The following is a 22838-nucleotide window of genomic DNA, read 5'->3' on the forward strand; positions in this document are numbered from 1 at the left end:
TCAACCTGCGATTATCATCTCCCTCCATCAGCCCACTGAACTGAAACAACCGGTTCAAGGGGATTCAAAACCCGCAGGCCAACAACCTGCAACAAAAACCTTGTTGGAGTAGATGATGAAAAAATTCGAAGACTCAGGCCTGCTGGTAGCACGCGTATTAATGACCATTCTGTTTATCACCGCAGGCTGGGGCAAAATCACTGGCTACGCCGGTACCGCACAATACATGCAGGCGATGGGCGTCCCAGGCTTCCTGCTGCCGCTGGTTATTCTGCTGGAGTTCGGTGGCGGCCTGGCGATTCTGTTCGGTTTCCTGACGCGCTTTACCGCCCTGTTCACCGCTGGCTTTACTCTGCTGACCGCGTTCCTGTTTCACAGCAACTTCGCGGAAGGTGTTAACCAGCTGATGTTCATGAAAAACCTCTCCATCGCCGGTGGCTTCCTGGTGTTGGGTCTGGTAGGTCCAGGCGCTTACAGCATTGATCGTCTGATTCGTCAGCGCGTTCAGCCAGCGACCGCACGCTAAGCAGCACAAGCGGTAGAGAACACATATACTGAATATCAGGGGCGGGGATTTTCCTCGCCCCTTTTTATTATGGAGGGCTTATGGGACAGCTGATTGACGGTGTCTGGCACGACACCTGGTACGATACGAAGTCAACCGGTGGCCGCTTCAAACGCACAGAAGCCGTCTGGCGCAACTGGGTTACCGCCGATGGCAGCGCCGGTCCAACCGGCAAAGCGGGCTTCGCTGCTGAGCGTGATCGCTATCATCTTTACGTCTCGCTTGCCTGCCCGTGGGCGCATCGCACGCTGTTGATGCTTAAGCTCAAGGGATTGGAAGAGATGATGTCGGTTTCGGTGGTGCATCCGCTGATGCTGGAGAACGGCTGGACCTTTGACGCCAGTTTCCCTGACGCCACCGGCGACGCGCTGTATCAAAAAGAGTTTCTTTATCAGATCTATCTGCACGCTGATGCGCACTATTCCGGCCGCGTGACCGTGCCGGTGCTGTGGGATAAAACCCAGCAAACCATCGTCAGCAATGAATCCGCCGACATCATGCGCATGCTTAACAGCGCGTTCGATGCGCAAGGTGCCCGTGCGGGTGACTATTATCCGGCGGCGCTGCGCGACAAAATTGATGAAGTGAACAGCTGGGTGTACGACACGGTCAACAATGGCGTATATAAAAGCGGTTTTGCCACTTCGCAGGCGGCGTACGATGAATCGGTAACGGCGCTGTTCCATTCGTTAGCGCGTCTCGAACAGATTCTCGGCCAACACCGTTATCTCACAGGCGACCAACTGACCGAAGCGGATTTACGCTTGTGGACCACGCTGGTGCGCTTCGATCCGGTCTACGTCACCCACTTCAAGTGCGATCGTCACCGCATCAGTGATTACCGCAATCTGAACGGCTTCCTGCGCGACATCTATCAAATGCCAGGCATCGCCGACACGGTCAATTTGCCGCACATCCGTCATCACTACTATTGCAGCCACAAAACCATCAACCCAAGCGGCGTTGTCTCGCTGGGCCCAGCCTTTGACTGGGATGAGCCACACGGCCGGGGTTGATGCTCCTACCCTCTCCCAAGTGGAGAGGGAACCTTAGGCGAACTTAATCAGCACCATACCGAGCAACAACAATCCCACGCCCAGCCAGCCAACCCGACTCAACCGCTGACCAAACAGAATCCAGCCCGCCGCCACGGTGGCAACCAATCCCAGCCCACCCCACAATGCGTAGGCTACCGTTAAATCAATGCCTTTCACCGCCTGCGCCAGCGCGCTGAAAGCTGCCAGCACCGCCACCAGCGATAACACGCCAAACAATGGGCGGCGGAAACCGTTGGAGTATTTCAGGAAGATATTGGCGACAATCTCCAGGCCAATGGCCAGCGCCAGCCACGCGATATGTAGCCAGTTAAACGTTGCCATGGCGCAGCTCCTTGCGGCTCAACGTGCCTGATTTGATCAGCACAATGCCGAGGATCAGTGTCAGCAGGCCGGCGACTTTAACGGCGGATAAGGCTTCATCGAACAACAGCACGCTAAACAGCGTAATAAACAGAATGCCAATGCCTTCCCACATGGCATACGCCACGCCAAGGGCAATCCGCTTGATGGCGAAGGATAAACAAATATAAGACAGCGCGATCATCACCAGCATAAAAATATAGCCGGCGTTGCCACCGTTTACGCTGGCCCATTTCATTGAGACGGTACCAATAATTTCCGCGGCGATCGCCAGCGCTAATAAAATCCAATACAGCATGATTTCTCTCCTGAACGAGAAATAAACGCCACACACGCGAAAATAAGCGTGTTAGCAAAGTTAAATTAAAAAGTCAGAATAGGAGAGAACGGAACTAAAGCGCGAAACGCCAGTGCTGATCGCAGATTGAGCAGTTTGATACAGAAAGGAAGGAAGAGAGTGAAGCCTTATTTGGCGCAAAAATTTTGTCCATAAAATTACAACTTATCCACGTTGTTGCTTCTCGTCAGTGTGGATTAAATTTGTCCTCAGTAGTTAAACACGCGCTTATTCTGGCATAGCGGCAATAATGTTTTCAGGGATTTTCATTTCTTTACGTGGGAGAGTTTAATTAATTATGTGCGGGTTGATGCCCTCACCCTAGCCCTCTCCCAGAGGGAGAGGGAACAGTCCGCTGCGATTTGGCGTATCGCTCGATCGGTCCCTTCTCCCGCCTGCGGGAGAAGGTTAGGATGAGGGCCAGCGCGCACCTAACCCCAGAAAACACAAAACCCGCCGAAGCGGGTTTTGTGTTTAAAAAAGTCGAAACTGACCGATAAGCCGGGTTCTGTCGTGGACAGTCATTCATCTAGGCCAGCAATCGCTCACTGGCTCAAGCAGCCTACCCGGGTTCAGTACGGGCCGTACCTTGTGAACCCCTATTTGGCCTTGCTCCGGGTGGAGTTTACCGTGCCACGAACTGTTGCCAGCCGCGCGGTGCGCTCTTACCGCACCCTTTCACCCTTACCTGATCCCATTACTGGGCCATCGGCGGTTTGCTCTCTGTTGCACTGGTCGTAGGCTTGCGCCCCCCAGGCGTTACCTGGCACCCTGCCCTATGGAGCCCGGACTTTCCTCCCCTTTGCCCGTCTCCCCCCGAAAGAGGACGACGACAAAGCGGCGACTGTCTAGTCAGCTTCGGCGCGGGATAATAGGCGATCTGGCAGCGTTTGTCACGCCTCTTGCTGCTCCAGCGCGTACTTATAAAGCGCGTTCTTCTTCACACCATGAATTTCCGCCGTCAGCGCAGCGGCTTTCTTCAATGGCAGCTCTTTTTGCAGCAATGCCAACGTACGCAGCGCCTCCGCTGGCAACGCTTCTTCATCGGCTTTATGGCCTTCAACAATCAGCACCATTTCGCCTTTGCGACGGTTTTCATCTTCCAGCACCCACGCCAGCAACTCTCCTACCGGTGCGCCCTGAATAGATTCCCACGTTTTGGTGATCTCACGCGCCAGCACCACGTAGCGCTCGGCCCCCCAAACGCTGACCATATCTTGCAGGCTATCGATCAGGCGATGAGTCGATTCATAGAAAATCAGCGTACGCGGCTCTTCACCCAGCGCACGCAGCACATCGCAACGTCCTTTGCTTTTGGCCGGTAGAAACCCTTCGTAACAGAAACGATCGGACGGTAACCCCGCCGCGCTTAATGCTGTAATCGCCGCGCAAGCGCCTGGCAACGGCACCACGCGCACGCCCGCTTCACGGCAGCGACGCACCAAATGGTAGCCCGGATCGTTGATTAACGGCGTGCCAGCATCGGAGACCAGCGCGATGCTCTGGCCCTCTTGCAGCTTGGCTAACAGCACCTCAGCTTTCTGCTGTTCGTTGTGGTCGTGAAGTGCGAAGAGTCGCGCATTGATGGCGAAATGTTGTAGCAACAGCCCGGTATGACGTGTATCTTCCGCTGCGACTAGATCGACGCTTGAGAGCACCGTCAACGCTCGTTGAGTGATATCACCCAGGTTACCGATCGGGGTAGGAACGATATAGAGCGTGCTGGCAGAAATCTCTGCCCGATCGAGTTGTTTCATTGTTTCATCCGAATTGCCGATTTAATATTGAGCATCTTGAAAAAAACATCACTGGATACAGTATGCTTCCTTCAAAAGTCGTACGTCATAAAGCAGGACGCTTAGTACCTGTTCTTCTCGCTGGGCTGATTTTAGCCGCCTGTAGTGGTCAGGGACCGCAACAAACCTCTAACGTCAATATTCAGGGTCCTGCGACTGGCCGGTCTGACTATTATCTGCAACAGGTGCAGCAAAGCAGCGATGATAGCAAGACCGACTGGCAATTACTTGCCATCCGTGCCCTGTTGAAGGAAGGAAAGTATCCGCAAGCGGCGAATCAGCTTGATCAGCTGCCGCAGCAGTTAAGCGATGTGCAACAGCAAGAACTGCTGCTGCTGCGCGCGCAGATGCAGATTGGTCAGCAGAATTACAGCGGTGCACAACAACAGCTTGGTCAGGTGAAAGTCGGTGACCTGTCGCAGGATCAGCAGGTGCGCTACTACGCGTTGCAAATCGCAGCGGCGCAGAATCGCCCTTCACTCCCACTGCTGCGTGCCTATATTGCGCAGGAGCCGCTGCTGAAAGGCGCCGATCACCAAAGCAATATCGATGCAACCTGGCAAGCGCTGACGCAGATGACGCAGGATCAGATCAACAGTCTGGTGATCAATGCTGACGAAAATACGCTGCAAGGCTGGTTGGATCTGCTGAATACCTGGCGTGCAAACAGCCAGGATCCACAAATGCTGAAAGCGGCGATTCAGGACTGGCAGACGCGCTATCCGCAGAACCCAGGCGCGAAGACGCTGCCAACGCAGCTCAGCCAGGTGCAAAACTTCACTAAAGCGTCGACCAGCACCATCGCGCTGCTGCTGCCGCTCAACGGCCAGGCGCAGGTGTTTGCTAACGCGATTCAAAAAGGTTTCAACGATGCGCGCAATGGCGTGCTCAACGCGCCGGCACCGCAAGCCGCGTCAGCGCCTGCTGCAGCCGATGCCAGCGTACAGCCGCCAGCCGACGCCAATAGCGTTGTCAGCCCCGCCGTTGCCGGTAACACACCACCGCAAACCGAGCAGCCACAGCCAGCCGCACAACCGGCCGCGGCACAGGGCAACAGCAATGCGCAGGTAAAAGTGTATGACACCAGCAGTCAGCCGATTGCGCAGGTGATGCAGCAGGCTCAGCAAGATGGCGCCACGCTGGTGGTCGGCCCGCTCCTAAAAAATGACGTTGAAACCGTCGTTAATAGCAACACTCCGCTAAACGTGCTGGCGCTGAACGAACCCGAACAGATCCAGAACCATCCGAATATTTGTTACTTTGCGCTTTCTCCTGAAGACGAAGCGCGCGATGCCGCGCACCATATCTACGAGCAAGGCAAACGTCAGCCATTGTTGCTGGTGCCGCGCAGCAGTTATGGCGACCGTATCAGCAAAGCGTTCGCGCAAGAGTGGCAAACGCTGGGTGGTTCAACCGTACTGCAGCAGCGTTTTGGCGGCGTTGGCGAACTGAAGCAAGGCATCAACAGCGGTGCCGGTATCGCGTTAAGCGGCACGCCGCTGAACGTTGAGCCTGCGCAATCGCAGAGCGTGGCGATTGCGGGCCTGACGATTCCTGCGCCGCAAACCAGCGCACCGGCACCAACGACCGATGCCAGCAGCGCTAGCGTGGATGCGGTGTATATCGTCGCCAGCCAGGATGAGCTGCAGCTGATCAAGCCGATGATTGCGATGCGTACCAGCAGCCGCAACAACACCGCGCTGTACGCCAGTTCACGCAGTGCGCAGGCGGGCGCAGGTCCGGACTTCCGTCTGGAGATGGATGGCCTGCAGTTCAGCGATATCCCGCTGTTGTCCGGTAGCAATCCGGGCCTGATGCAGCAGGCGGCGAAGTCGTTTAACAACGATTATTCGCTGGTTCGCCTCTACGCGATGGGCATTGATGCCTGGACGCTGGCGAATCACTTTAACCAGATGCGTCAGGTGCCAGGCTTTGCCATTGATGGCAACACCGGCAAGCTGAACGCCGACACGGATTGCGTGATCAACAGGAAGTTGGCATGGAACCAGTATCGTCAGGGACAGATCGTTCCGGTGCAGTAAACCGCCAGCGCATTGGCGCTGAGCAGGAACAACTGGCGCGTCGCTATCTGGAGCGCGCCGGGCTGCAGTGGTTCGCCAGCAATGTACGCTGTCGCAGCGGGGAAATTGACCTGATTATGCGCGACGCCGACTGCTGGGTATTTGTTGAAGTGCGCTATCGACGCGATGCGCGCTACGGCGGTGCCGCCGCCAGCGTAACGCGCCAGAAACAACAAAAGCTGCTGCGTGCCGCCGCACTCTGGTTGCTGGCGCGTGGCGGCAGTTTTGATACGGTGAATTGCCGTTTTGACATCATTGCCATTACCGGGCGTGAGCTGGAGTGGCTGCCCGATGCCTTTAATGCCGATGGATAGAACCAGGTGGTCTTGTGCAGGACAGAATTAAAGCGTGTTTTACCGAGAGTATTCAGACCCAAATCGCTGCTGCCGAAGCGCTGCCCGATGCGATTTCCCGCGCCGCGATGACGCTGGTGCAGTCGCTGCTGAACGGTAACAAAATCCTTAGCTGCGGTAACGGTGCGTCGTCGGCGAATGCCCAGCATTTTGCCGCCAGCATGATTAACCGTTTCGAGACGGAGCGCCCTAGCCTGCCTGCGCTGGCGCTGAGCGCAGATAATGTGATGCTGACGGCGATTGGTAACGATCGTCTGCACGATGAAATTTACGCCAAGCAGGTTCGAGCGCTTGGTCAGGCTGGTGATGTGCTGCTGGCCATTTCCACCCGTGGCAACACCCGCGATATCGTCAAAGCGGTTGAAGCTGCGGTTACCCGCGATATGACCATCGTTGCGTTAACCGGCCACGACGGCGGTGAGCTGGCGGGCCTGCTCGGTCCGCATGATGTGGAAATTCGCATTCCATCACATCGCAGTGCGCGCATTCAGGAAATGCATATGTTGACGCTGAACTGCCTGTGCGATTTGATTGATAACACTTTATTCCCACACCAGGAATGACTGAAGGAGCTCAAATGAAAGCATTGAACGCTGTCGCCATTCTCTTAACCGCCATGCTGCTGCAAGGCTGTGTTGCCGTGGTTGCCGGCGGCGCTGCCGTCGCCACCAAAACCGCCACTGACCCGCGCACCGTGGGCACGCAGGTCGATGACGGCACGCTGGAGCTGCGCGTATCGAACGCACTGGCCAAAGATGAACAAATCAAAAACCAGGCGCGCGTGGTTGTCACCGCCTATCAGGGCAAAGTGCTGCTGACCGGCCAGTCGCCAACCCCAGATCTGGCGAGCCGTGCCAAACAGATCGCCATGGGCGTTGACGGTGCCACCGAGGTGTATAACGAAATCCGTAGCGGACAGAAAGTCAGCCTTGGCACCTCGTCATCCGATACCTGGATCACCACCAAAATCCGCTCGCAGCTGCTTGGCAGCGATCAGGTGAAATCCTCGAACGTCAAAGTGACCACCGAAAACGGAGAAGTGTTCTTACTGGGTCTGGTCACGGCAGAAGAAGCGAAAGCGGCGGCCGATGTTGCCAGCCGTGTGAGCGGTGTGAAGCACGTGACAACGGCCTTCACCATTCTCAAGTAAGCGTTAACGCAACGTATCAGGGCGACTTCGGTCGCCCTTTTTTGTGGGTGAGGGTTAGGCGGGAAGGTCAATCACCAGCGCGCGCAGCGGCGTTCTGGCCTGCAGGCTAATCTGGTTCTCATCGCTGAGGAACGCGCCGTCGCCGCAGCTCAGCGGCTGCTGATTGGCACTGCTGGCCTGCACATCCAAAGAACCATGGATCGATTGCAGATAAGCGCGCGGCCCGTGCAATTTCACCGTGTACTGCTCGCCCGGCGCTAACGTCACCTGATGCACCCAAACCTGCTGGCGCAGTTGCAAGCTGCCCTGCGCGCCATCGGGCGAGGCGATCAGCACGCTGGTTTGCTGCGGCAAATCGCGCTTCTGCAACAGCGGATTTTCACGCTCCGGGCAGGCGGCCAGCCACAGCTGCATGCGGGTTAACGGGCGATCTTTGCTGATGTTGATTTCGCTATAATTCACGCCCTGACGCGCAGAGAGCAGCATCGCCTCGCCTTCGCGTGCCACCAGATGATTGCCTTCGCTGTCGCGATACTCGGCTTCACCTTGCAGCACCAGATTCAGCACATCGACCTGCGGATAGCTGCGCGGCTGGAACGCCGCGCCCGGTGCCAGAATTTCCTGGTTGAGCACGCGCAGTGACGCGTAGCCCATTAATTTTGGATCGAAATAGTGGCCAAATGAGAAGCTGTAGCGCGCCTGCAACCAACCGAAATCGGCCTGGCCACATGCGGACGCGCAGCGGGTTGTCATCATGATAATCCTCCGACGCGCTGCGGTGAGATTCGACCGCAGGCTTGATGGGATCATGGTAAAAGTCTGGACGCCGGATTGTAAGCCAGTTAATCTGCCTGGCATGTTCAAATTTACTGACAGAGAATCGGCATGGCAAAAGACCGCGCGTTAACCCTTGAAGCTTTACGTGTGATGGATGCTATTGACCGTCGTGGCAGCTTTGCCGCTGCGGCCGATGAACTGGGTCGCGTCCCTTCCGCACTGAGTTACACCATGCAGAAGCTGGAAGAGGAGCTGGATGTGGTGCTGTTTGACCGCTCCGGCCACCGCACCAAGTTCACCAACGTGGGCCGTATGCTGCTGGAGCGTGGCCGCGTGCTGCTGGAAGCCGCCGATAAACTCACCACCGATGCCGAAGCGCTGGCGCGCGGTTGGGAAACGCATCTCACCATTGTTGCCGAGGCGCTGGTTCCTACCGAGCGTTTGTTCCCGCTGGTTGAGAAGCTGTCAGAAAAAGCCAATACGCAGATTTCGCTGATCACGGAAGTGTTAGCCGGTGCCTGGGAGCGGCTGGAACAGGGTCGTGCCGATATCGTGATTGCGCCCGATATGCACTTCCGCGCCTCCACCGAAATCAACACCCGCAAGCTGTACAGCATTATGAGCGTCTATGTTGCCAGCCCGGACCATCCAATTCATCAGGAAGCTGAGCCGCTATCAGAAGTGACACGCGTGAAGTATCGCGGCATCGCGGTGGCAGATACCGCGCGCGAGCGTCCGGTGCTGACGGTGCAGTTGCTGGATAAGCAGCAGCGTCTGACGGTAAGCAGCATGGATGATAAACGCCGCGCGCTGTTGGCCGGTTTGGGTGTGGCGACCATGCCGTATCCGATGGTGGAGCAGGATATCGCTGAAGGTCGTTTACGCGTGGTGAGCGCCGAGTATACGCGCGAAGTGGATATTATTATGGCGTGGCGCCGCGACAGTATGGGCGAAGCCAAAGCCTGGTGTTTGCGTGAGATTCCGAGGTTGTTGGCGAAGCGCGGGTAGATTGTGCACACGCAGTCCCCCACCTCGGTCCTCCCCCATAAATGGGGGAGGAAGATGCTGCCACATGTCAGTGATGAAGCTGCATTTGGGAGGAAGATGCTGCCACATGCCAGTGATGAAGCGGCATGTGGCAGCATCTCCTTCCCCCGCAAGCGGGGGAAGGCCGGGATGGGGGACAGCGCGCACAAACCCTACAACCGACTCAAACAATCGATCGCCACCGCTTTAAAACTGACAAAATCCGCGCAATCGCGCAGCCGCGTCATCGCTCTTTCGCGCAGGAAGGTGACGAACAGATCGTAAATCGCCATCGCCTCTTCGTATTCACTCTTGCTGATCGCCAGCAGGAAAATCACCGACGCCGTTTCCTCGCCCCAGCTAACGCCGTGCGGCGCCAGCACCGTGTAGACCACGGTTTTCTGCGCCAGCAAGCCAAGTGAATGTGGCAGCGCGATGCCTTCGCCGAGCAGGGTGCTGACAATTGCTTCACGCTCCTCGACCGACGGATAAAAATCCGCATCGACAAAACCTTCGCTCTCCAACTGATCGCACAGCAGACGGAACAGATCCGACTGCGCCATCGGCTTATCCAGCACCATAAAGTGCTGCGCGTCGAAGTACTTCTCCAGCATGTAAGGGCGCGTGCGATCCACCAGCACCAGCTTGCCGAGCTGCTCCAGCTGGAACTCGGTTGGGAATGGCGACATCACCGCAATCGGCTTGTTCTTCTCACTCAATCGGGCGGTGGAGATGACAAAGTCTTCATCAATATGCTCGCGCAGTTCATAGTCGCGCTGCGACAGTCGCGCCGTGACCACTAGCTGCGGATATTTGCGCAGCAGCAGCGCCTCAATCATGCGCAGCGTGGAGTTGCCGCTGTCGCACACCAGCAGCACCTGCGGATGGCGTTGATAACCGACGTCATAATGCCTCTCCAGCCCGACGCCGATGTGCAGCACCAGAAAGCCGATCTCGTTCTCACTGATGGTGTAAGGCGTGTATTTACCCCAGCTGGTAACAGCCGCCAGCGTCACATCGTAGGCCATTGGATAGTGCTGCTTGATGTTGCTTAACAGCGGATTGGGGATGTGAATTTGGTAGCGCACCCGCGTGATCATGGTTTTGATATGGGTGAGCAGATCGGCGCGCAGCTGTTCGTCGTGCTGCAGCCGATAGTTGTAATGGGTGTTGATGTAGTTCAGCAGGTAATCGACCAGCGCATCGGCGTCGTCGGCGTTAATGGTGCTGGGTGCCAGCGCCTGAATCTGGCGCGCGGCGATGTTGACCCGCAGCCAGTTCTCTTCCGCCTGTGAAATCGGTTTGCCGACCAGCGGACGCATCAGGTTGATCAGGTCGTGCGCCGCCTCGCGCACTTCATCGCTGACATCTTCGGCGCCGGGATCGTTGAGCGGGAAGCCTTCGCTGATGCGTCGTACCGCCACCGCGCAGTAGATTTGCAGATAGCGATCGCCTTCATCGCTGAGGCGAATGGCGTGCTGGGCGAAGCACTGTTGCAGCAAAGGTTCGAGCTGCGCCAGAATGCCGCTGTGCAGCGCTTCTACCGTCAGCAGCGGGCTGTCCGGCGTCTCCTGATCGATCTGCCACAGCAGGTCGGTTAAGCAGGTTCGGATCGCCGCCTCGCTGCCAAACAGCTTCATGCCGTAATGCGGTTTGGTTTCGATATTAAGGTGATAGCGGCCCAACCATTCGCGCACTTCTGCCATATCGCTTTGCAGCGTGGCGCGGCTGACAAACCACTCTTCGGACAGATCTTCCAGCTTGATCGAATACGCCGCCGTCAGAAAACGCGTCAGCAGATAGCGCACGCGCTCCTGCGAGGTACGCGGCACGCGCAGCGGCGTGGCGCTCTCTTGCTGCAAGCGGCCAAAGCGCGCCGCATCGTCAATTTTGAGTTGATATCCCGCGCCGCGCGCCAGCACAAACTGTGCGCCGTACTGTTCCAGCAGCGCGTTCAGCGCGGTGATATCGGTGCGCACCGTGCGCGTTGAAACGGAAAAGCGGCGTGCCAGCTCATCCTGCGGCAGCGTTTCATTTTGCAGCGCAGCGAAGAGCTGGGTCAGACGCTGATTGGGAAATCTCACGGAGCCTCACCTGTTACTCATTTGTTACAGCAGTTTCTTGCACGTTGCCAGAAGCTGACGCACATCGTCAATGCGCGTGTCGCCGCTTACACTATCGATAATCGAACTGTAGACGTGCGGGATCACTTTGCTCACGCCTGCGTCGAGCGCAATACGTAAAATCTCTTCGAAGTTATTGAGGTCGATGCCGCCGGTGGGTTCCAGCCAGAAGTCGTGACGCGCACAGGCTTCCGCCACCGCACGATACTCATTCACCGCCTTCAGGCCGCCCATCGGGAAGTATTTCACCGAGCTGCCGCCCATGTCCTGCAACATGGCGATGGCGCTGTCGATCGGTACAATCGCGTCGGCGTTCTTTGAGCTGCGCGGTCCGGTAGAGATTTTCACCCTGCCTGGCGTGCCGGTGGGTGAAATCAAACCATTCACCACGGTTTGGTTCTGGCCGAGCAGCGCACGGCTGGTCGCCACGCCGGTGAATACCTGATTGACGTGCTGCGGTTGCAGCACCGCCGAGATCTCACTCACCATCGCTGACTGGTTCGGATCGCCCGCGCCCAACCCCACCGACAGTGCATTGTCGATCAGCGCCGCATACTCGCGCATATCGGCAATGGCGTCTTCATTGCTGGCGTAGTTTTTTGACAACACACCCACCAGCACATGGCCTTCAGCCGCCTGCCAGATCGCTTTGGCGTTCTGTTTCGAACCGGCCAGCACGTTGAGGCACAGGCGATCCTGATAGAAATTCGGGTTCAGACTCATGCGTGTTTTCCTCCGCTGATCAACGCCTGAATAGCGCTAAAGATGATGTGCAGCTGATCGGCGCTAACGCTGCGCACATCGGCTTCGATAATGCCTTCGTTGGCTTTGTAGCCACGGAAATAGATGGCGATGTCGCCGGTTTTCAGCGCCTGCACCAGTTCGCCGGTCGGCCAGCCGGTGATCGCTTCATCAAACTTGATTTCGGCACGCGCAATATCGCGTCCCGCCGCATCCCACACCACACGCGCGCTGACGCCGTCCAGCGTGTTGAGGTTATCGATGAAAGGCGTCATGTTGGCGACCATCTCAGCGCCGGTGGTTTTTGGCTGCACCAGATAGTTTTCAATCGCCTGCGTCAGGCCAAGAATGCCCTCTTTGCCGACTTTCATCGCGCGGCCAATGCCGTTGCTTTGACGTTTCACCCACTCAACGTATTGCGTGCGACCAATTACTAAACCGCTGGTCGGCCCTTCAATCGCCTTGGCACCGCTGTAAATCACCAGATCCGCGCCCATTTGGTAGTAGCACTGCAAATCCTCTTCTGCTGCTGCATCGACGATCAATGGAATGCCGTGTTTGCGCGCCACAACCGCCGCCTGCTCCACGCTGAGATGGCTTTTCTGCACGCAGTGATGCGATTTGATGTACATCAGCGCCGCCGTGGTCGGCGTGATCGCCGCCGCCAGCTGCTCTGGCGAACATTCGTTGCTGTAACCGGCCTCGATCAAACGACCGCCACCCAGCGCCACCATGCTGCCCACCGGTGCGCCGAAGTTCACGTTATGCCCTTTTGGCACCACGATATCGTGCGGCACGCTGAGCGGCGCGGCGTGCAAATTCTCCAGCAGCCAGTCGTTATCTTTCACAATCACCGCCGCCACGCTCTGCGCAATGCCCGCCGAGGCGCAGGACACTACCACCGCGCTTTCCACGTCCAGCAGTTTGGCAATGTAAGCGCCGGTCTTGTTGACCAGATCTTTCATCTCGAAGTAGTGATTCAGACCGTAGCTGACGGTATCCACCACTTCTGCGGACGGCGTAGAAACACCGAGAATGGTCATGCGGCCCGAGGCGTTGATGACCTGCTTCAGGTCATATTTTTCATAAATCGAAGACATGATTCGTTTTCCCTTCATCAGTCAGATGCCAGTGACCGGCGATAACCACGGCCTGCGGCAAAATGTGTTGCTGACCCAAAACCTGTTCGCCTTCAGCATCGACGAACGGGCGGGCTTCCTCTTTGACGGTAAAAATGGTCAGGTCGGCGTCATAACCGGCGGTTAAGCGCCCTTTGCCCGCCAGACGCAGGCCTGCAGCGGCATTAACGGTGACGCACTCGATGATTTGCGGCAGCGTCATGCCAATGCTGAAGAATTTCGACATCACGTGCGCCAGGCTATGTACCGGGCCATTGATGCGGTTACGGCAGTAAATGTCGGAGCTGATGGTGTCGGGCAGAATGCCCTGCGCGATCGCCTGACGCGCCACCTCAAAACTGAAGCTGGCGCCGCCGTGGCCGATATCCAGCTTCACGCCGCGTGCGATGGCATTTTTCACCGCCGCTTTCAGCTCGCCCTGCGGCGACAAGATACGATTCGGCTTGCCGTTAAAGCAGTGCGTAATGATGTCGCCGGAGGTCAGCAGATCGGCGATCTCTTCCAGCACCGGCGGGTTGTTGCCGATGTGCACCATCAGCGGCAAATTGCCGGCTGCCTGCTGAATCGCCTTGGCCCGCACCAGCGGCTGAATGCCGTTCTCGCCCACCACGCTGCTGCTCATGCGCGCTTTCAGGCCGACGATAAAGTCCGGACGGCGCTTCACCGCCTGCACCACCGCATCGCCAGCGATCTGCGCCATATCGGCCAGCTCGTTTTGCGTCACAATGCCGGTGCGCGAGATGTTGATCAGCGCGCGCACTTCGGTGGTGGCCGAGCGCGTGTGCTGATAAAAGTCGTCGATGTCATCAGCGCCGGTGCTGCCGGCATCCACCACCGTGGTGACGCCTTGCGCCATGCCAATGGTGTCGGCGTCGTCGTGATAAATTGGGGATTTGGGATAACAGTGCACGTGGCTGTCAATCCATCCAGCGCTGACGTAGTAACGTCCCGCAAGATCGCGCTCCTGCTGTGCCGGGCCGCTCACCTCGCCGACGGCGGCGATTTTGCCGTGCTGAATGGCAATATCCACCAGCTGTTCGTCGCACAGGCGTGCGCGGCGCAGAATCAGATCAAACATGCTTACTCCTTACGTGTAGGGTCGCCATTCATGGCGACCGTCCAACATCAGAGAGAGATTGGGAACATCGCACCCAACACCATCGCGCCTAAAATCGCGCCGCCGGTGATCGGCTTATTCCACAGATAGAACAACAACGCACCCACCAGCGAACCGAGACCAATCGGAATCGACGCAGCCATGGCCGACAAGATAATCAACGGTCCAAGGAAACGGCCCGATGCGTTACCCGCGCCCATCATTACGTCTGCGCCGTAGGTTGAGTCGCTCTGATTGATGGTGAACTTACGCGCCAGGATGATCAGATAACCAATCGCTAAACCCACCACCAAACCGGTGGCCAGTGAAGCGGCGAAGTTGGCGACCGGGAACACGATGCCCGCACCTAGCAGCAACGCTGGCACGCCAAGGCCTACGCCGGTCTGGATCGCGCCGCCGATATCGAGAATCCCCACTAGCGAACCTTCGATAATGCGTGCGAACAGGAAGCTGGCACCGAATGCCGCTACCGCGCCGTATACGCCGGTTTCCATACCGGAACGCAGCATCGAGACAAACGCCACTTCGTTAAAAGCACCAATGCCGTACAGGTAATACATGTGCGTACCGGCAAACACGCCGGACGAGAGCAGGCCAACAAAAATCGGGAAAGACCAGTCGGCGTACCAGAACCCTTTGTTTTCGGTTTCGTTCATGCTGATGGCTCCTTATTTGCCGCTGACGCTGTTGTGGATCATATCCAGCCAGCCCGGAATACCCAGCTGGAAGGATTGCAGCAGTTTCATGTCGAAACCGCGGAAGAAGCCGCTCAAAGCAAACAGCAGCACGATGGCGAACATCATCACTTTGGTGACTTTGTTCCAGCCGCTCTCTTCCACACCTTTACCGATCAGGATCCCCAGCACCAAACCCGGTACGGCGTTGCCCATGATCAGCTGCGCCAGGCCGCCGAAGATGGTGGCCCAGAAGCCGGATTTCTTACCGGCATCAATCGCTGCCAGCCAGAAGATCACTGGCATCACGGTGTTCACCAGCAGGTTCGCTGCCGGCACCAGCACTTTCACTGCGGTGACCTGCAAGGCCGCCGGAACGGCAGATGCGGTGCTGTTAAGGAAGGCCACCACAATCATGCCGATGATGCCGCAGGCAATCGCCATGCGTTTCGGATTGTGCAGCGTTTCCGCCACGTTGCGGTTTTTCACCATCAATGCCGCCGCGCCCCAGTTCGGCAAAATGCGGTGATCGACGTCCTGCGTGAAAGAACCCGCTGCAACGGATGATGCCCAGGCGTTAAAGAAGAAGCCGAGACCAAAGGAGAAGTGCGATGCGGGATCGCCTTCGCAGGAATTGAGTTCACCCAAGGTACGGAATGCGCCCATACCTTGCGTGGTCGGTGCGTGGAACATGCGCGCTGCGCCCGCTCCCACCCCGACGCCAACCAATCCACCAATGATTAACGACTTAAACAAAATGATTAAAAACATGTCGTCGTACCCTTGTTGTCGTTTTTATTACGTCGCTATGAAGTCCACCTTGTCGGTGTCGATCACAGTGACGCTGACGGTAATGTCCAGCTCAACGCTGTAATTCCGTCGCTCACGCGCGAGGAAGAAGAACAAGAATTTTTCCTTGCGCACGCTCTCCTGCGCGCGCAGCACCCGCACATCCATGGGTTCAATGCGCAACAGAATCTTTTGGCTGGTGCGCAGCACTTGCTGCTGCACCTTGCTCAGCGCATCGGCAAAGGCTTTTGCTTTACTGTCGCCTTTGCCCTGCACCGTTACCTGCGTCTCGTATTGCTGTTTCATACTTAGCTGCCGTGTTTTTTAGTCCAGGCTTGCACCAGACGCTCACCCAGCTCTTCTTTATCCATAAAGCCGAAGCCCAGCACGGTGGCACCTTCATTGATGGCGGTCACGCCTTCGTCAATCGAACGCATGCCGTGTTTAGCTTTGTAGCCATATTTGTTCTGTGCGGTAATCGCACCGGCGCCGCCGCTGCCGCAGAAGGAGATGCCGAAGTCAGCGTTTTCCGCTTTCATTACATCGCCCAGCTTCATGTCGGCTGCCACGCCCGGCACCACCACCGCACGACCACCGGCTTTCTCGATGCCCGCAGCCACTTTCTGACCTTTACCCAGACGATCGCCAATCACTACAGTTACCATGTTGAATTCCTTAAAATTTAAGCTTCGTTTGCACGTGCAACTTCGATATGTACGGATAACAGCCAGGCTTCCTCTTTGGGCAGATTGCCAAACAGATCAACCACCTGCTGCGCCAGCGCCATGGTTTCCGGCGAGATATCTTCAAACAGCTCAGCTTCTACCTCCGGCAGCGCTTCGCCCGTCAGGGAGCGCGATGCCATCGCCCGGACATGCGAAGCCAGCATCTGCTGCTGCACGGCGTTGGCTTCGATGTGATGCGCGGCGTAGATCGCTGCAATTTGGCTTAACAACTTATCCGCCAGCGCCTGGATCGCTTCCGGCGTGCTCTGTTTCAGCGGGACAGCTTCACTCCTCACCTTGTTACTCCTGTTTACAGCGGACAATTACAGATAATTCGCGTTGAAAAGAAATTACGCTTTCCGCTGCAGGCTGTTGAGACGCATCTTTTCCACCTCAAAGTGGAAATCCCACGGGCGAGTGTGCGCCAGATCTCAGGACGCACGAAGTGTGCGAAACCGTTCACAAAATGCGAGAAATGATGGATTTACGTGGAGTAAAGCGGTGAGAAGGCAAGAAGGAATAAGGCCAGCCGCAGGGCTGGCCGGTTTATCAGCGGAATTTCTTATGGTTGACGTTGCGAATATCTTCCAGTTTCTTCGCTTCAGCCTTGGCTTCGTCCAGCTTGTTGGCTTGCGCCAGCTGATCAACCACATCGATCTGGGCAATCAGCGAATCCAGACCGGCGTGATAATCCTTGATCTGCGCGCTATCGGCCGCCTGACCTTCCAGTTTTTCCGGCGTGGATTGTTTAGCATCCGTCGCCGCCTGACGCATTTTGCCCAGCGCGGTATGCATTTCCTGCGCGTCGGAGGTTTTCTTCACCACGCTCAGACCATCTTTAAGCGCATCCATATCTTTTTCTAAATCGGCCGCAAACACGCTAGCCGAGGAGAACAACAGCGATAACGACAACACTGCAATCACATGCTTATTACGCATTGGTATTTCCTTTTATTATTGTCGGGCCAAAAAAAAAGCAGCCTTGCGGGCTGCTTTCAGAAAGCGATGACTCTTATTGTCCGGCGATTTTCATCTCCGGCAGCAGCACCGAACCGCATTGTATATTGCTGCGGGTTTCAATGTCGTTACCGACGGTTACCATATTGAGCCACATATCCTTGAGGTTGCCAGCGATTGTGATCTCGCTCACAGGATATTGAATTTCACCGTTTTCCACCCAGAAACCGGATGCTCCGCGTGAATAGTCGCCGGTCATACCGTTGATGCTGGAGCCCATCATCTCGGTTACCACTAAACCGGTGCCCATCTGCTTCAGCATGTCGTCAAAGCTGTGGCCCTGACCGGCAATACGCCAGTTGTGGATGCCGCCCGCGTGGCCGGTGCTCTGCAAACCAAGTTTGCGCGCCGAGTAGCTGGTCAACAGCCAGTTCTGCAGCACGCCATCTTTAATGATGTCACGCGATTGAGTGCGCACGCCTTCGCTGTCGAACGGCGTAGATGCCAATCCTTTCAGCAGGTGCGGATGCTCTTCAATGGTCAGCCATTCCGGAAGAATTTGCTTACCGAGCGAATCGAGCAGGAAGGTCGATTTGCGGTACACGCTGCTGCCGCTGATCATGCCAACCAGATGGCCAAACAAACCGGTTGCCACTTCCGGCGCGAAGATCACCGGCGCTTTCATGGTCGAGAGCTTGCGCGGTGCCAGACGCGACAGCGTGCGGCGGGCGCACTCGGCTCCAACCCATTCCGGGCTTTTCAGATCGTCAAATGAGCGGCCAATGGTGTACGCGTAATCGCGTTCCATGTTGCCATCTTGCTCGGCAATCACACAGCTGGAGAGCGAATGGCGGCTTGAGCAGTAGCTCTGCAACATGCCGTGGCTGTTGCCGAACACTTTGATGCCAACGTGGCTGTTGAAGCTGCCGCCTTCGGTATTGGTGATGCGCTTGTCAGCTTGTAATGAAGCCTGTTCCGCCTGAGCGGCCAGTTCGATAGCGCGATCGGCATCGATCTCCCACGGATGGTAGAGATCGAGATCCGGCGCTTCAAACGCCAGCAGCTCGGGATCGGCCGGTGCGCCGAACGGATCCACCGAGGTGTAGCGCGCGATGTCGATCGCCGCCTGCACGGTGCGTTTGATCGCATCCGGGCTGAGATCGGTGGAGGAGGCGCTGCCTTTACGGTTTTGATGGTAGACGGTAATGCCGAGCGCACCATCGCTGTTGAATTCGACGTTTTCCACTTCGCCATAGCGGGTACTGACGCCGATGCCGGTGGTTTTCGTGACCGCCACTTCAGCACCATCGGTGCTGGCTTTTGCCAGTTCCAACGCCTGCGCGACAGCCTGTTCCAACACTTTACGTTGTTCTGCAACCTGAGTAGATACGTTCATCGACCTGCCGTCTAATCTTAAGTATGAATTGTTTGAGTCTATCAGACTCAGAGAACAATTTCGCAGTCGCCCGATAAACTGGTAGGATTAGCCTCTTTTTTTTGGGAGCCAAGAGATGACAAAGCAGCCCGATGACTGGCTCGACGATGTGCCGGATAATAATGACGAAGAAGACGAAGAGATTATCTGGGTCAGCAAAAGCGAAATTAAACGCGATGCCGAAGAGCTGAAACGCCTTGGCGCCGAGTTAGTTGATCTGGGGAAAAATTCCCTCGACAAGATTCCACTCGACGAACAACTGCGCGACGCGATTGAACTGGCGCAGCGCATCAAGAAAGAAGGCCGCCGCCGTCAGCTGCAGCTGATTGGTAAAATGCTGCGTGCCCGCGATGAAGATCCGATTCGCCAGGCGCTGGATAAGCTGAAGAACCGCCACAACCAGCAGGTTGCGCTGTTCCATAAGCTGGAGATGTTGCGCGATCGTTTGATCGAGCAAGGTGATGACGCGGTCGCAGAGGTGTTTAACCTCTATCCGCACGCCGATCGTCAGCAACTGCGCAGCATGATCCGTAACGCGCAGAAAGAGAAAGCCACTAACAAGCCACCAAAGTCCGCCCGCCTGATTTTCCAGTATCTGCGCGAGCTGGCAGAAGCTTAAGACCGCTGCGGTTTTCCCCTCATCCCAACCTTCTCCCGCAAGCGGGAGAAGGGGCCGACTGAGCACCGCCTAAACATTCCCTCGCCCGCATGCGGGAGAGGGCTAGGGTGAGGGGAAAACCGCTAAATCACCGCCCTAACCGATCCAGCAATTTCTGGTGAATACCACCAAACCCGCCGTTACTCATCACCAGAATCGAATCGCCTGGCTGGGCTTTCTTCGCCACCATTTCCACCAGCGTATCGATATCCGCGCTCCACTGCGCCGGCTGGATGCACGCCTCGGCGACATCGGAAACCTGCCACGGAATATGGTGCGGCTGGAACAGGAACACTTCATCGGCGCGACCCAGCGATGGTGCTAACTCGTTCTTGCTCACGCCCATCTTCATGGTATTTGAACGCGGTTCCAGCACCGCCAGAATGCGTGCCGTGCCGCCCACTTTGCTGCGCAGCGCCGCCAGCGTGGCGAGAATCGCCGTCGGATGGTGAGCAAAATCGTCGTACACCTTGATGGCGTTCACTTCACCACGCAGTTCGAGACGACGACGGGCATTAATGAAGCTGCTCAGCGCTTCACCCGCATCCACCGGTTTCACTCCAACATGACGCGCCGCTGCAATCGCCATCAGGCCATTGTGCATGTTGTGCTCGCCCACCAGCGCCCAATTCACTTCGCCGACTTTCTCGCCGTCGAGCCAGATCTCCCAATGTGACGAGTCCGGCGTCAGCTTTTTCGCCTGCCAGTGACCGTTATCGCCGACGGTTTCCTGCTCGCTCCAGCAGCCCATCGCCATCACTTGCTTGATGTTGTTGTCGTGCTCCGGCAGCAGGATCTTGCCCTGGCCCGGCACGATGCGGATCAAGTGATGGAACTGCTTCTGGATAGCGCGCAGATCGTCAAAGATATCCGCGTGATCGAATTCGAGGTTGTTGAGGATCAGCGTGCGCGGGCAGTAATGCACAAACTTGGAACGCTTGTCGAAGAACGCGCTGTCGTACTCATCCGCTTCGATGACGAAGAATGGACTTTTTCCTAATTTTGCCGAAACCTCGAAGTTTCCTGGCACACCACCGATGATAAAGCCCGGTTCCAGGCCGCAGGCCTCGAGAATCCACGCTGCCATGCCGGCTGTGGTGGTTTTGCCGTGGGTTCCCGCCACCGCCAGCACCCAACGATCGCGCAGCACGAAATCGTGCAACCATTGCGGGCCAGAGAGGTAAGGAATGTTGCGTTCCAGTACCGCTTCCACACAAGGATTGCCGCGCGTCATCGCGTTACCAATGATCACCAGATCCGGTTGCGGATCGAGCTGGCTGGCATCGTAACCTTCTGTCAATTCAATGCCTTGCTGCTCCAGCAACGTGCTCATCGGCGGATAGACATTGGCGTCTGAGCCGGTAACGTCATGTCCCAGCGAGCGTGCCAGCATCGCCAGTCCACCCATGAAAGTGCCACAAATCCCGAGGATGTGAATACGCATAAAGAGATCCATTACTCAAAAGTTCGGCGCACAGTGTAACGCCGAGTTGAGAGGGAAGAAACGGATTAGGACTATGGTTTTTAAAGTTCAATCGGCTAAACTGCGCTCATACGTTGGTAGCTTGTTACAGCTGCTGCCACTCCATCGTAGATGCAGGGAATGTGTTATGAAAACGTTAGGCGAATTCATCGTCGAGAAGCAACACGACTTTCCACACGCCACAGGTGAACTGACGGCGCTGATTTCTTCCATTAAGCTTGGCGCTAAAATTATCCACCGCGACATCAACAAAGCGGGTCTGGTGGATATTCTGGGTGCCAGCGGCGTGGAAAACGTGCAGGGTGAGCAGCAGATGAAGCTTGATCTGTTTGCCAACGAAAAGCTGAAAGCCGCCCTGAAAGCACGCGGCGTGGTGGCCGGTATCGCGTCGGAAGAAGAAGACGAGTTCGTCATCTTTGAAGGCTCCGAGAATGGCAAATACGTTGTATTAATGGATCCGCTGGACGGTTCTTCAAACATCGACGTTAACGTTTCCGTCGGCACCATTTTCTCTATCTACCATCGCATCAGCGAGCCGGGCACGCCAATCACCGAAGCCGACTTCATGCAGCCGGGCAACAAGCAGGTTGCTGCGGGTTACGTGGTTTACGGTTCTTCGACCATGATGGTTTACACCACCGGCGTGGGCGTGCATGCGTTTACTTACGATCCGTCGCTCGGCGTATTCTGCCTGAGCCACGAGCGCATGACCTTCCCGGAGAAGGGTTACACCTACTCGATCAACGAAGGTAACTACATTCGCTTCCCGCAGGGCGTGAAGAAATACCTGAAGTTCTGTCAGGAAGAAGATATCGCCACCAAGCGCCCGTATACCTCGCGCTACATTGGGTCACTGGTGGCCGATTTCCACCGTAACCTGCTAAAAGGCGGCATCTACCTTTACCCCAGCACCGCCAGCCATCCGAAAGGTAAGCTGCGTCTGCTGTACGAATGCAACCCAATGGCCTTCCTGGCGGAGCAAGCGGGCGGTAAAGCCAGCGATGGTGCCAATCGCATCCTCGACATTCAGCCAGAAACGCTGCATCAGCGCTGCCCGTTCTTCTGCGGCAACGACGCGATGGTGGGCGACGTTGAACGCTTCATCCGTGAATATCCGGACGACCATTCAGCGTAATTTTTTCCCGCTGTAGCAAGCCCGCCTTAGTGCGGGCTTTTTGTTTTCATATTTCTGATTTTGGCCTGGCGATCAATTAACGCGCCATCTTCCGCATAATAACGACTCGGCCAAATTTCTGCGGGCGAAATACCAATCGCATCGGCAATTAATAATTCCCCTTTTGGCCACGGCCGCACTAATGCATTGGCGAGCGTGGTTGAACATAATCCAGATTGCCGCGACACCGCCGCCATTGACGTTCCTTTCTTTCGCAGAGCAGCAATAATATCGGCAGGATGCCAGTCTTGTTTTGCATTATTCACGTAACTCTCCTTAGTCCGCTTATCTGTTCTATTTACGATACTACGTTACTCGTA

Annotated in this window: 26 protein-coding genes and 1 other RNA gene; 9 read left to right on the plus strand and 18 right to left on the minus strand. The window is 56.5% G+C overall.

Features of this window, described 5'->3' with window-relative positions:
• Positions 1-115 precede the first annotated feature (115 nt).
• Both NQH49_RS16995 and NQH49_RS17000 read left to right on the plus strand, forming a co-directional pair.
• Positions 116-526: a DoxX family protein gene (locus NQH49_RS16995; RefSeq protein WP_008103518.1), complete on the plus strand. Its 411-nt coding sequence runs from the start codon at positions 116-118 to the stop codon at positions 524-526.
• Between the two features lie 80 nt (positions 527-606).
• Positions 607-1581, plus strand: a complete 975-nt coding sequence (locus NQH49_RS17000) for a glutathione S-transferase family protein (protein ID WP_256697555.1) — start codon at positions 607-609, stop codon at positions 1579-1581.
• A gap of 33 nt (positions 1582-1614) precedes the next feature.
• Here NQH49_RS17000 and mdtI read toward each other — a convergent pair whose 3' ends face one another.
• The 4 genes from mdtI to rsmI all read right to left on the minus strand — a co-directional run bounded on the left by mdtI (position 1615) and on the right by rsmI (position 4077).
• Positions 1615-1944 (minus strand): multidrug/spermidine efflux SMR transporter subunit MdtI, encoded by a 330-nt coding sequence (mdtI, locus tag NQH49_RS17005; protein ID WP_061720161.1) that lies wholly within the window; start codon positions 1942-1944, stop codon positions 1615-1617.
• On the minus strand, positions 1931-2281 hold the full coding sequence (gene mdtJ / locus NQH49_RS17010; protein WP_061720162.1) for a multidrug/spermidine efflux SMR transporter subunit MdtJ: 351 nt from the start codon (positions 2279-2281) through the stop codon (positions 1931-1933). Before mdtJ ends, mdtI begins: the two co-directional genes overlap by 14 nt.
• 520 nt (positions 2282-2801) lie before the next feature.
• Positions 2802-3180, minus strand: an RNA gene (gene rnpB / locus NQH49_RS17015) — RNase P RNA component class A.
• Between the two features lie 33 nt (positions 3181-3213).
• Positions 3214-4077, minus strand: coding sequence for a 16S rRNA (cytidine(1402)-2'-O)-methyltransferase (gene rsmI, locus NQH49_RS17020; protein WP_008103529.1), 864 nt, complete (start codon positions 4075-4077; stop codon positions 3214-3216).
• A 62-nt stretch (positions 4078-4139) separates the two neighbouring features.
• On the opposite strand from rsmI, the gene NQH49_RS17025 reads away from it, so the two are divergent.
• From NQH49_RS17025 to dolP, 4 genes are read left to right on the plus strand one after another with little or no spacing between them, the layout of a single operon-like run.
• Positions 4140-6158, plus strand: a complete 2019-nt coding sequence (locus NQH49_RS17025) for a penicillin-binding protein activator (RefSeq protein WP_256697557.1) — start codon at positions 4140-4142, stop codon at positions 6156-6158.
• Positions 6116-6511: a YraN family protein gene (locus tag NQH49_RS17030; RefSeq protein WP_008103534.1), complete on the plus strand. Its 396-nt coding sequence runs from the start codon at positions 6116-6118 to the stop codon at positions 6509-6511. Before NQH49_RS17025 ends, NQH49_RS17030 begins: the two co-directional genes overlap by 43 nt.
• A gap of 14 nt (positions 6512-6525) precedes the next feature.
• Entirely contained in the window at positions 6526-7113 is a 588-nt protein-coding gene (gene diaA / locus NQH49_RS17035) for a DnaA initiator-associating protein DiaA (protein WP_007890352.1), read from the plus strand.
• Positions 7114-7127: 14 nt separating this feature from the next.
• Entirely contained in the window at positions 7128-7700 is a 573-nt protein-coding gene (dolP, locus tag NQH49_RS17040) for a division/outer membrane stress-associated lipid-binding lipoprotein (RefSeq protein ID WP_008103536.1), read from the plus strand.
• A 54-nt stretch (positions 7701-7754) separates the two neighbouring features.
• Here the strand turns inward: dolP and NQH49_RS17045 are convergent, their stop codons facing one another.
• Positions 7755-8456: a pirin family protein gene (locus tag NQH49_RS17045; protein ID WP_008103538.1), complete on the minus strand. Its 702-nt coding sequence runs from the start codon at positions 8454-8456 to the stop codon at positions 7755-7757.
• A gap of 129 nt (positions 8457-8585) precedes the next feature.
• Here NQH49_RS17045 and NQH49_RS17050 point away from each other — a divergent pair, with 129 nt between their 5' ends.
• On the plus strand, positions 8586-9485 hold the full coding sequence (locus NQH49_RS17050; RefSeq protein ID WP_008103540.1) for a LysR family transcriptional regulator: 900 nt from the start codon (positions 8586-8588) through the stop codon (positions 9483-9485).
• Positions 9486-9676: 191 nt separating this feature from the next.
• On the opposite strand, the gene NQH49_RS17055 is transcribed toward NQH49_RS17050, so the two are convergent.
• The 11 genes from NQH49_RS17055 to pmbA all read right to left on the minus strand — a co-directional run bounded on the left by NQH49_RS17055 (position 9677) and on the right by pmbA (position 19164).
• Positions 9677-11587: a BglG family transcription antiterminator gene (locus tag NQH49_RS17055; RefSeq protein WP_256697558.1), complete on the minus strand. Its 1911-nt coding sequence runs from the start codon at positions 11585-11587 to the stop codon at positions 9677-9679.
• Between the two features lie 24 nt (positions 11588-11611).
• A complete protein-coding gene (dagF, locus tag NQH49_RS17060) occupies positions 11612-12349 on the minus strand; it encodes a 2-dehydro-3-deoxy-phosphogluconate aldolase (protein ID WP_256697559.1) in 738 nt (245 codons plus the stop codon).
• Complete coding sequence (locus NQH49_RS17065; protein WP_256697560.1) at positions 12346-13467, minus strand: DgaE family pyridoxal phosphate-dependent ammonia lyase; 1122 nt, start codon at positions 13465-13467, stop codon at positions 12346-12348. Before NQH49_RS17065 ends, dagF begins: the two co-directional genes overlap by 4 nt.
• Entirely contained in the window at positions 13451-14584 is a 1134-nt protein-coding gene (locus NQH49_RS17070) for an amidohydrolase/deacetylase family metallohydrolase (RefSeq protein ID WP_256697561.1), read from the minus strand. The genes NQH49_RS17065 and NQH49_RS17070 overlap by 17 nt, the downstream gene beginning before the upstream one ends.
• Positions 14585-14631: 47 nt before the next feature.
• On the minus strand, positions 14632-15279 hold the full coding sequence (locus NQH49_RS17075) for a DUF4310 family protein (protein WP_008103548.1): 648 nt from the start codon (positions 15277-15279) through the stop codon (positions 14632-14634).
• A gap of 12 nt (positions 15280-15291) precedes the next feature.
• Entirely contained in the window at positions 15292-16068 is a 777-nt protein-coding gene (locus NQH49_RS17080; protein WP_007892190.1) for a DUF4311 domain-containing protein, read from the minus strand.
• Positions 16069-16095: 27 nt separating this feature from the next.
• Complete coding sequence (locus NQH49_RS17085; protein ID WP_256697562.1) at positions 16096-16392, minus strand: DUF4312 family protein; 297 nt, start codon at positions 16390-16392, stop codon at positions 16096-16098.
• Between the two features lie 2 nt (positions 16393-16394).
• Positions 16395-16751, minus strand: coding sequence for an SFCGS family glycine-rich protein (locus NQH49_RS17090; protein WP_008103553.1), 357 nt, complete (start codon positions 16749-16751; stop codon positions 16395-16397).
• Between the two features lie 17 nt (positions 16752-16768).
• Entirely contained in the window at positions 16769-17107 is a 339-nt protein-coding gene (locus tag NQH49_RS17095) for a glycine dehydrogenase (RefSeq protein ID WP_256697563.1), read from the minus strand.
• Between the two features lie 253 nt (positions 17108-17360).
• Entirely contained in the window at positions 17361-17750 is a 390-nt protein-coding gene (gene cybC / locus NQH49_RS17100; protein ID WP_256697564.1) for a cytochrome b562, read from the minus strand.
• 73 nt (positions 17751-17823) lie between these two features.
• Positions 17824-19164, minus strand: a complete 1341-nt coding sequence (gene pmbA, locus NQH49_RS17105; RefSeq protein WP_256697565.1) for a metalloprotease PmbA — start codon at positions 19162-19164, stop codon at positions 17824-17826.
• A 115-nt stretch (positions 19165-19279) separates the two neighbouring features.
• On the opposite strand from pmbA, the gene yjgA reads away from it, so the two are divergent.
• The gene (yjgA, locus tag NQH49_RS17110) at positions 19280-19822 is read left to right on the plus strand and encodes a ribosome biogenesis factor YjgA (protein WP_008103560.1); all 543 of its coding nucleotides are present in this window, start codon (positions 19280-19282) and stop codon (positions 19820-19822) included.
• 127 nt (positions 19823-19949) lie between these two features.
• On the opposite strand, the gene mpl is transcribed toward yjgA, so the two are convergent.
• Positions 19950-21305, minus strand: coding sequence for a UDP-N-acetylmuramate:L-alanyl-gamma-D-glutamyl-meso-diaminopimelate ligase (mpl, locus tag NQH49_RS17115; protein WP_256697566.1), 1356 nt, complete (start codon positions 21303-21305; stop codon positions 19950-19952).
• Between the two features lie 166 nt (positions 21306-21471).
• On the opposite strand from mpl, the gene fbp reads away from it, so the two are divergent.
• Positions 21472-22479 (plus strand): class 1 fructose-bisphosphatase, encoded by a 1008-nt coding sequence (fbp, locus tag NQH49_RS17120; RefSeq protein ID WP_008103565.1) that lies wholly within the window; start codon positions 21472-21474, stop codon positions 22477-22479.
• A gap of 26 nt (positions 22480-22505) precedes the next feature.
• On the opposite strand, the gene NQH49_RS17125 is transcribed toward fbp, so the two are convergent.
• On the minus strand, positions 22506-22784 hold the full coding sequence (locus NQH49_RS17125) for a helix-turn-helix domain-containing protein (protein WP_256697567.1): 279 nt from the start codon (positions 22782-22784) through the stop codon (positions 22506-22508).
• Positions 22785-22838: the final 54 nt, after the last annotated feature.

The sequence above is a fragment of the Pantoea trifolii genome (genome assembly GCF_024506435.1).
Classification (GTDB): Bacteria; Pseudomonadota; Gammaproteobacteria; order Enterobacterales; family Enterobacteriaceae; genus Pantoea; species Pantoea trifolii.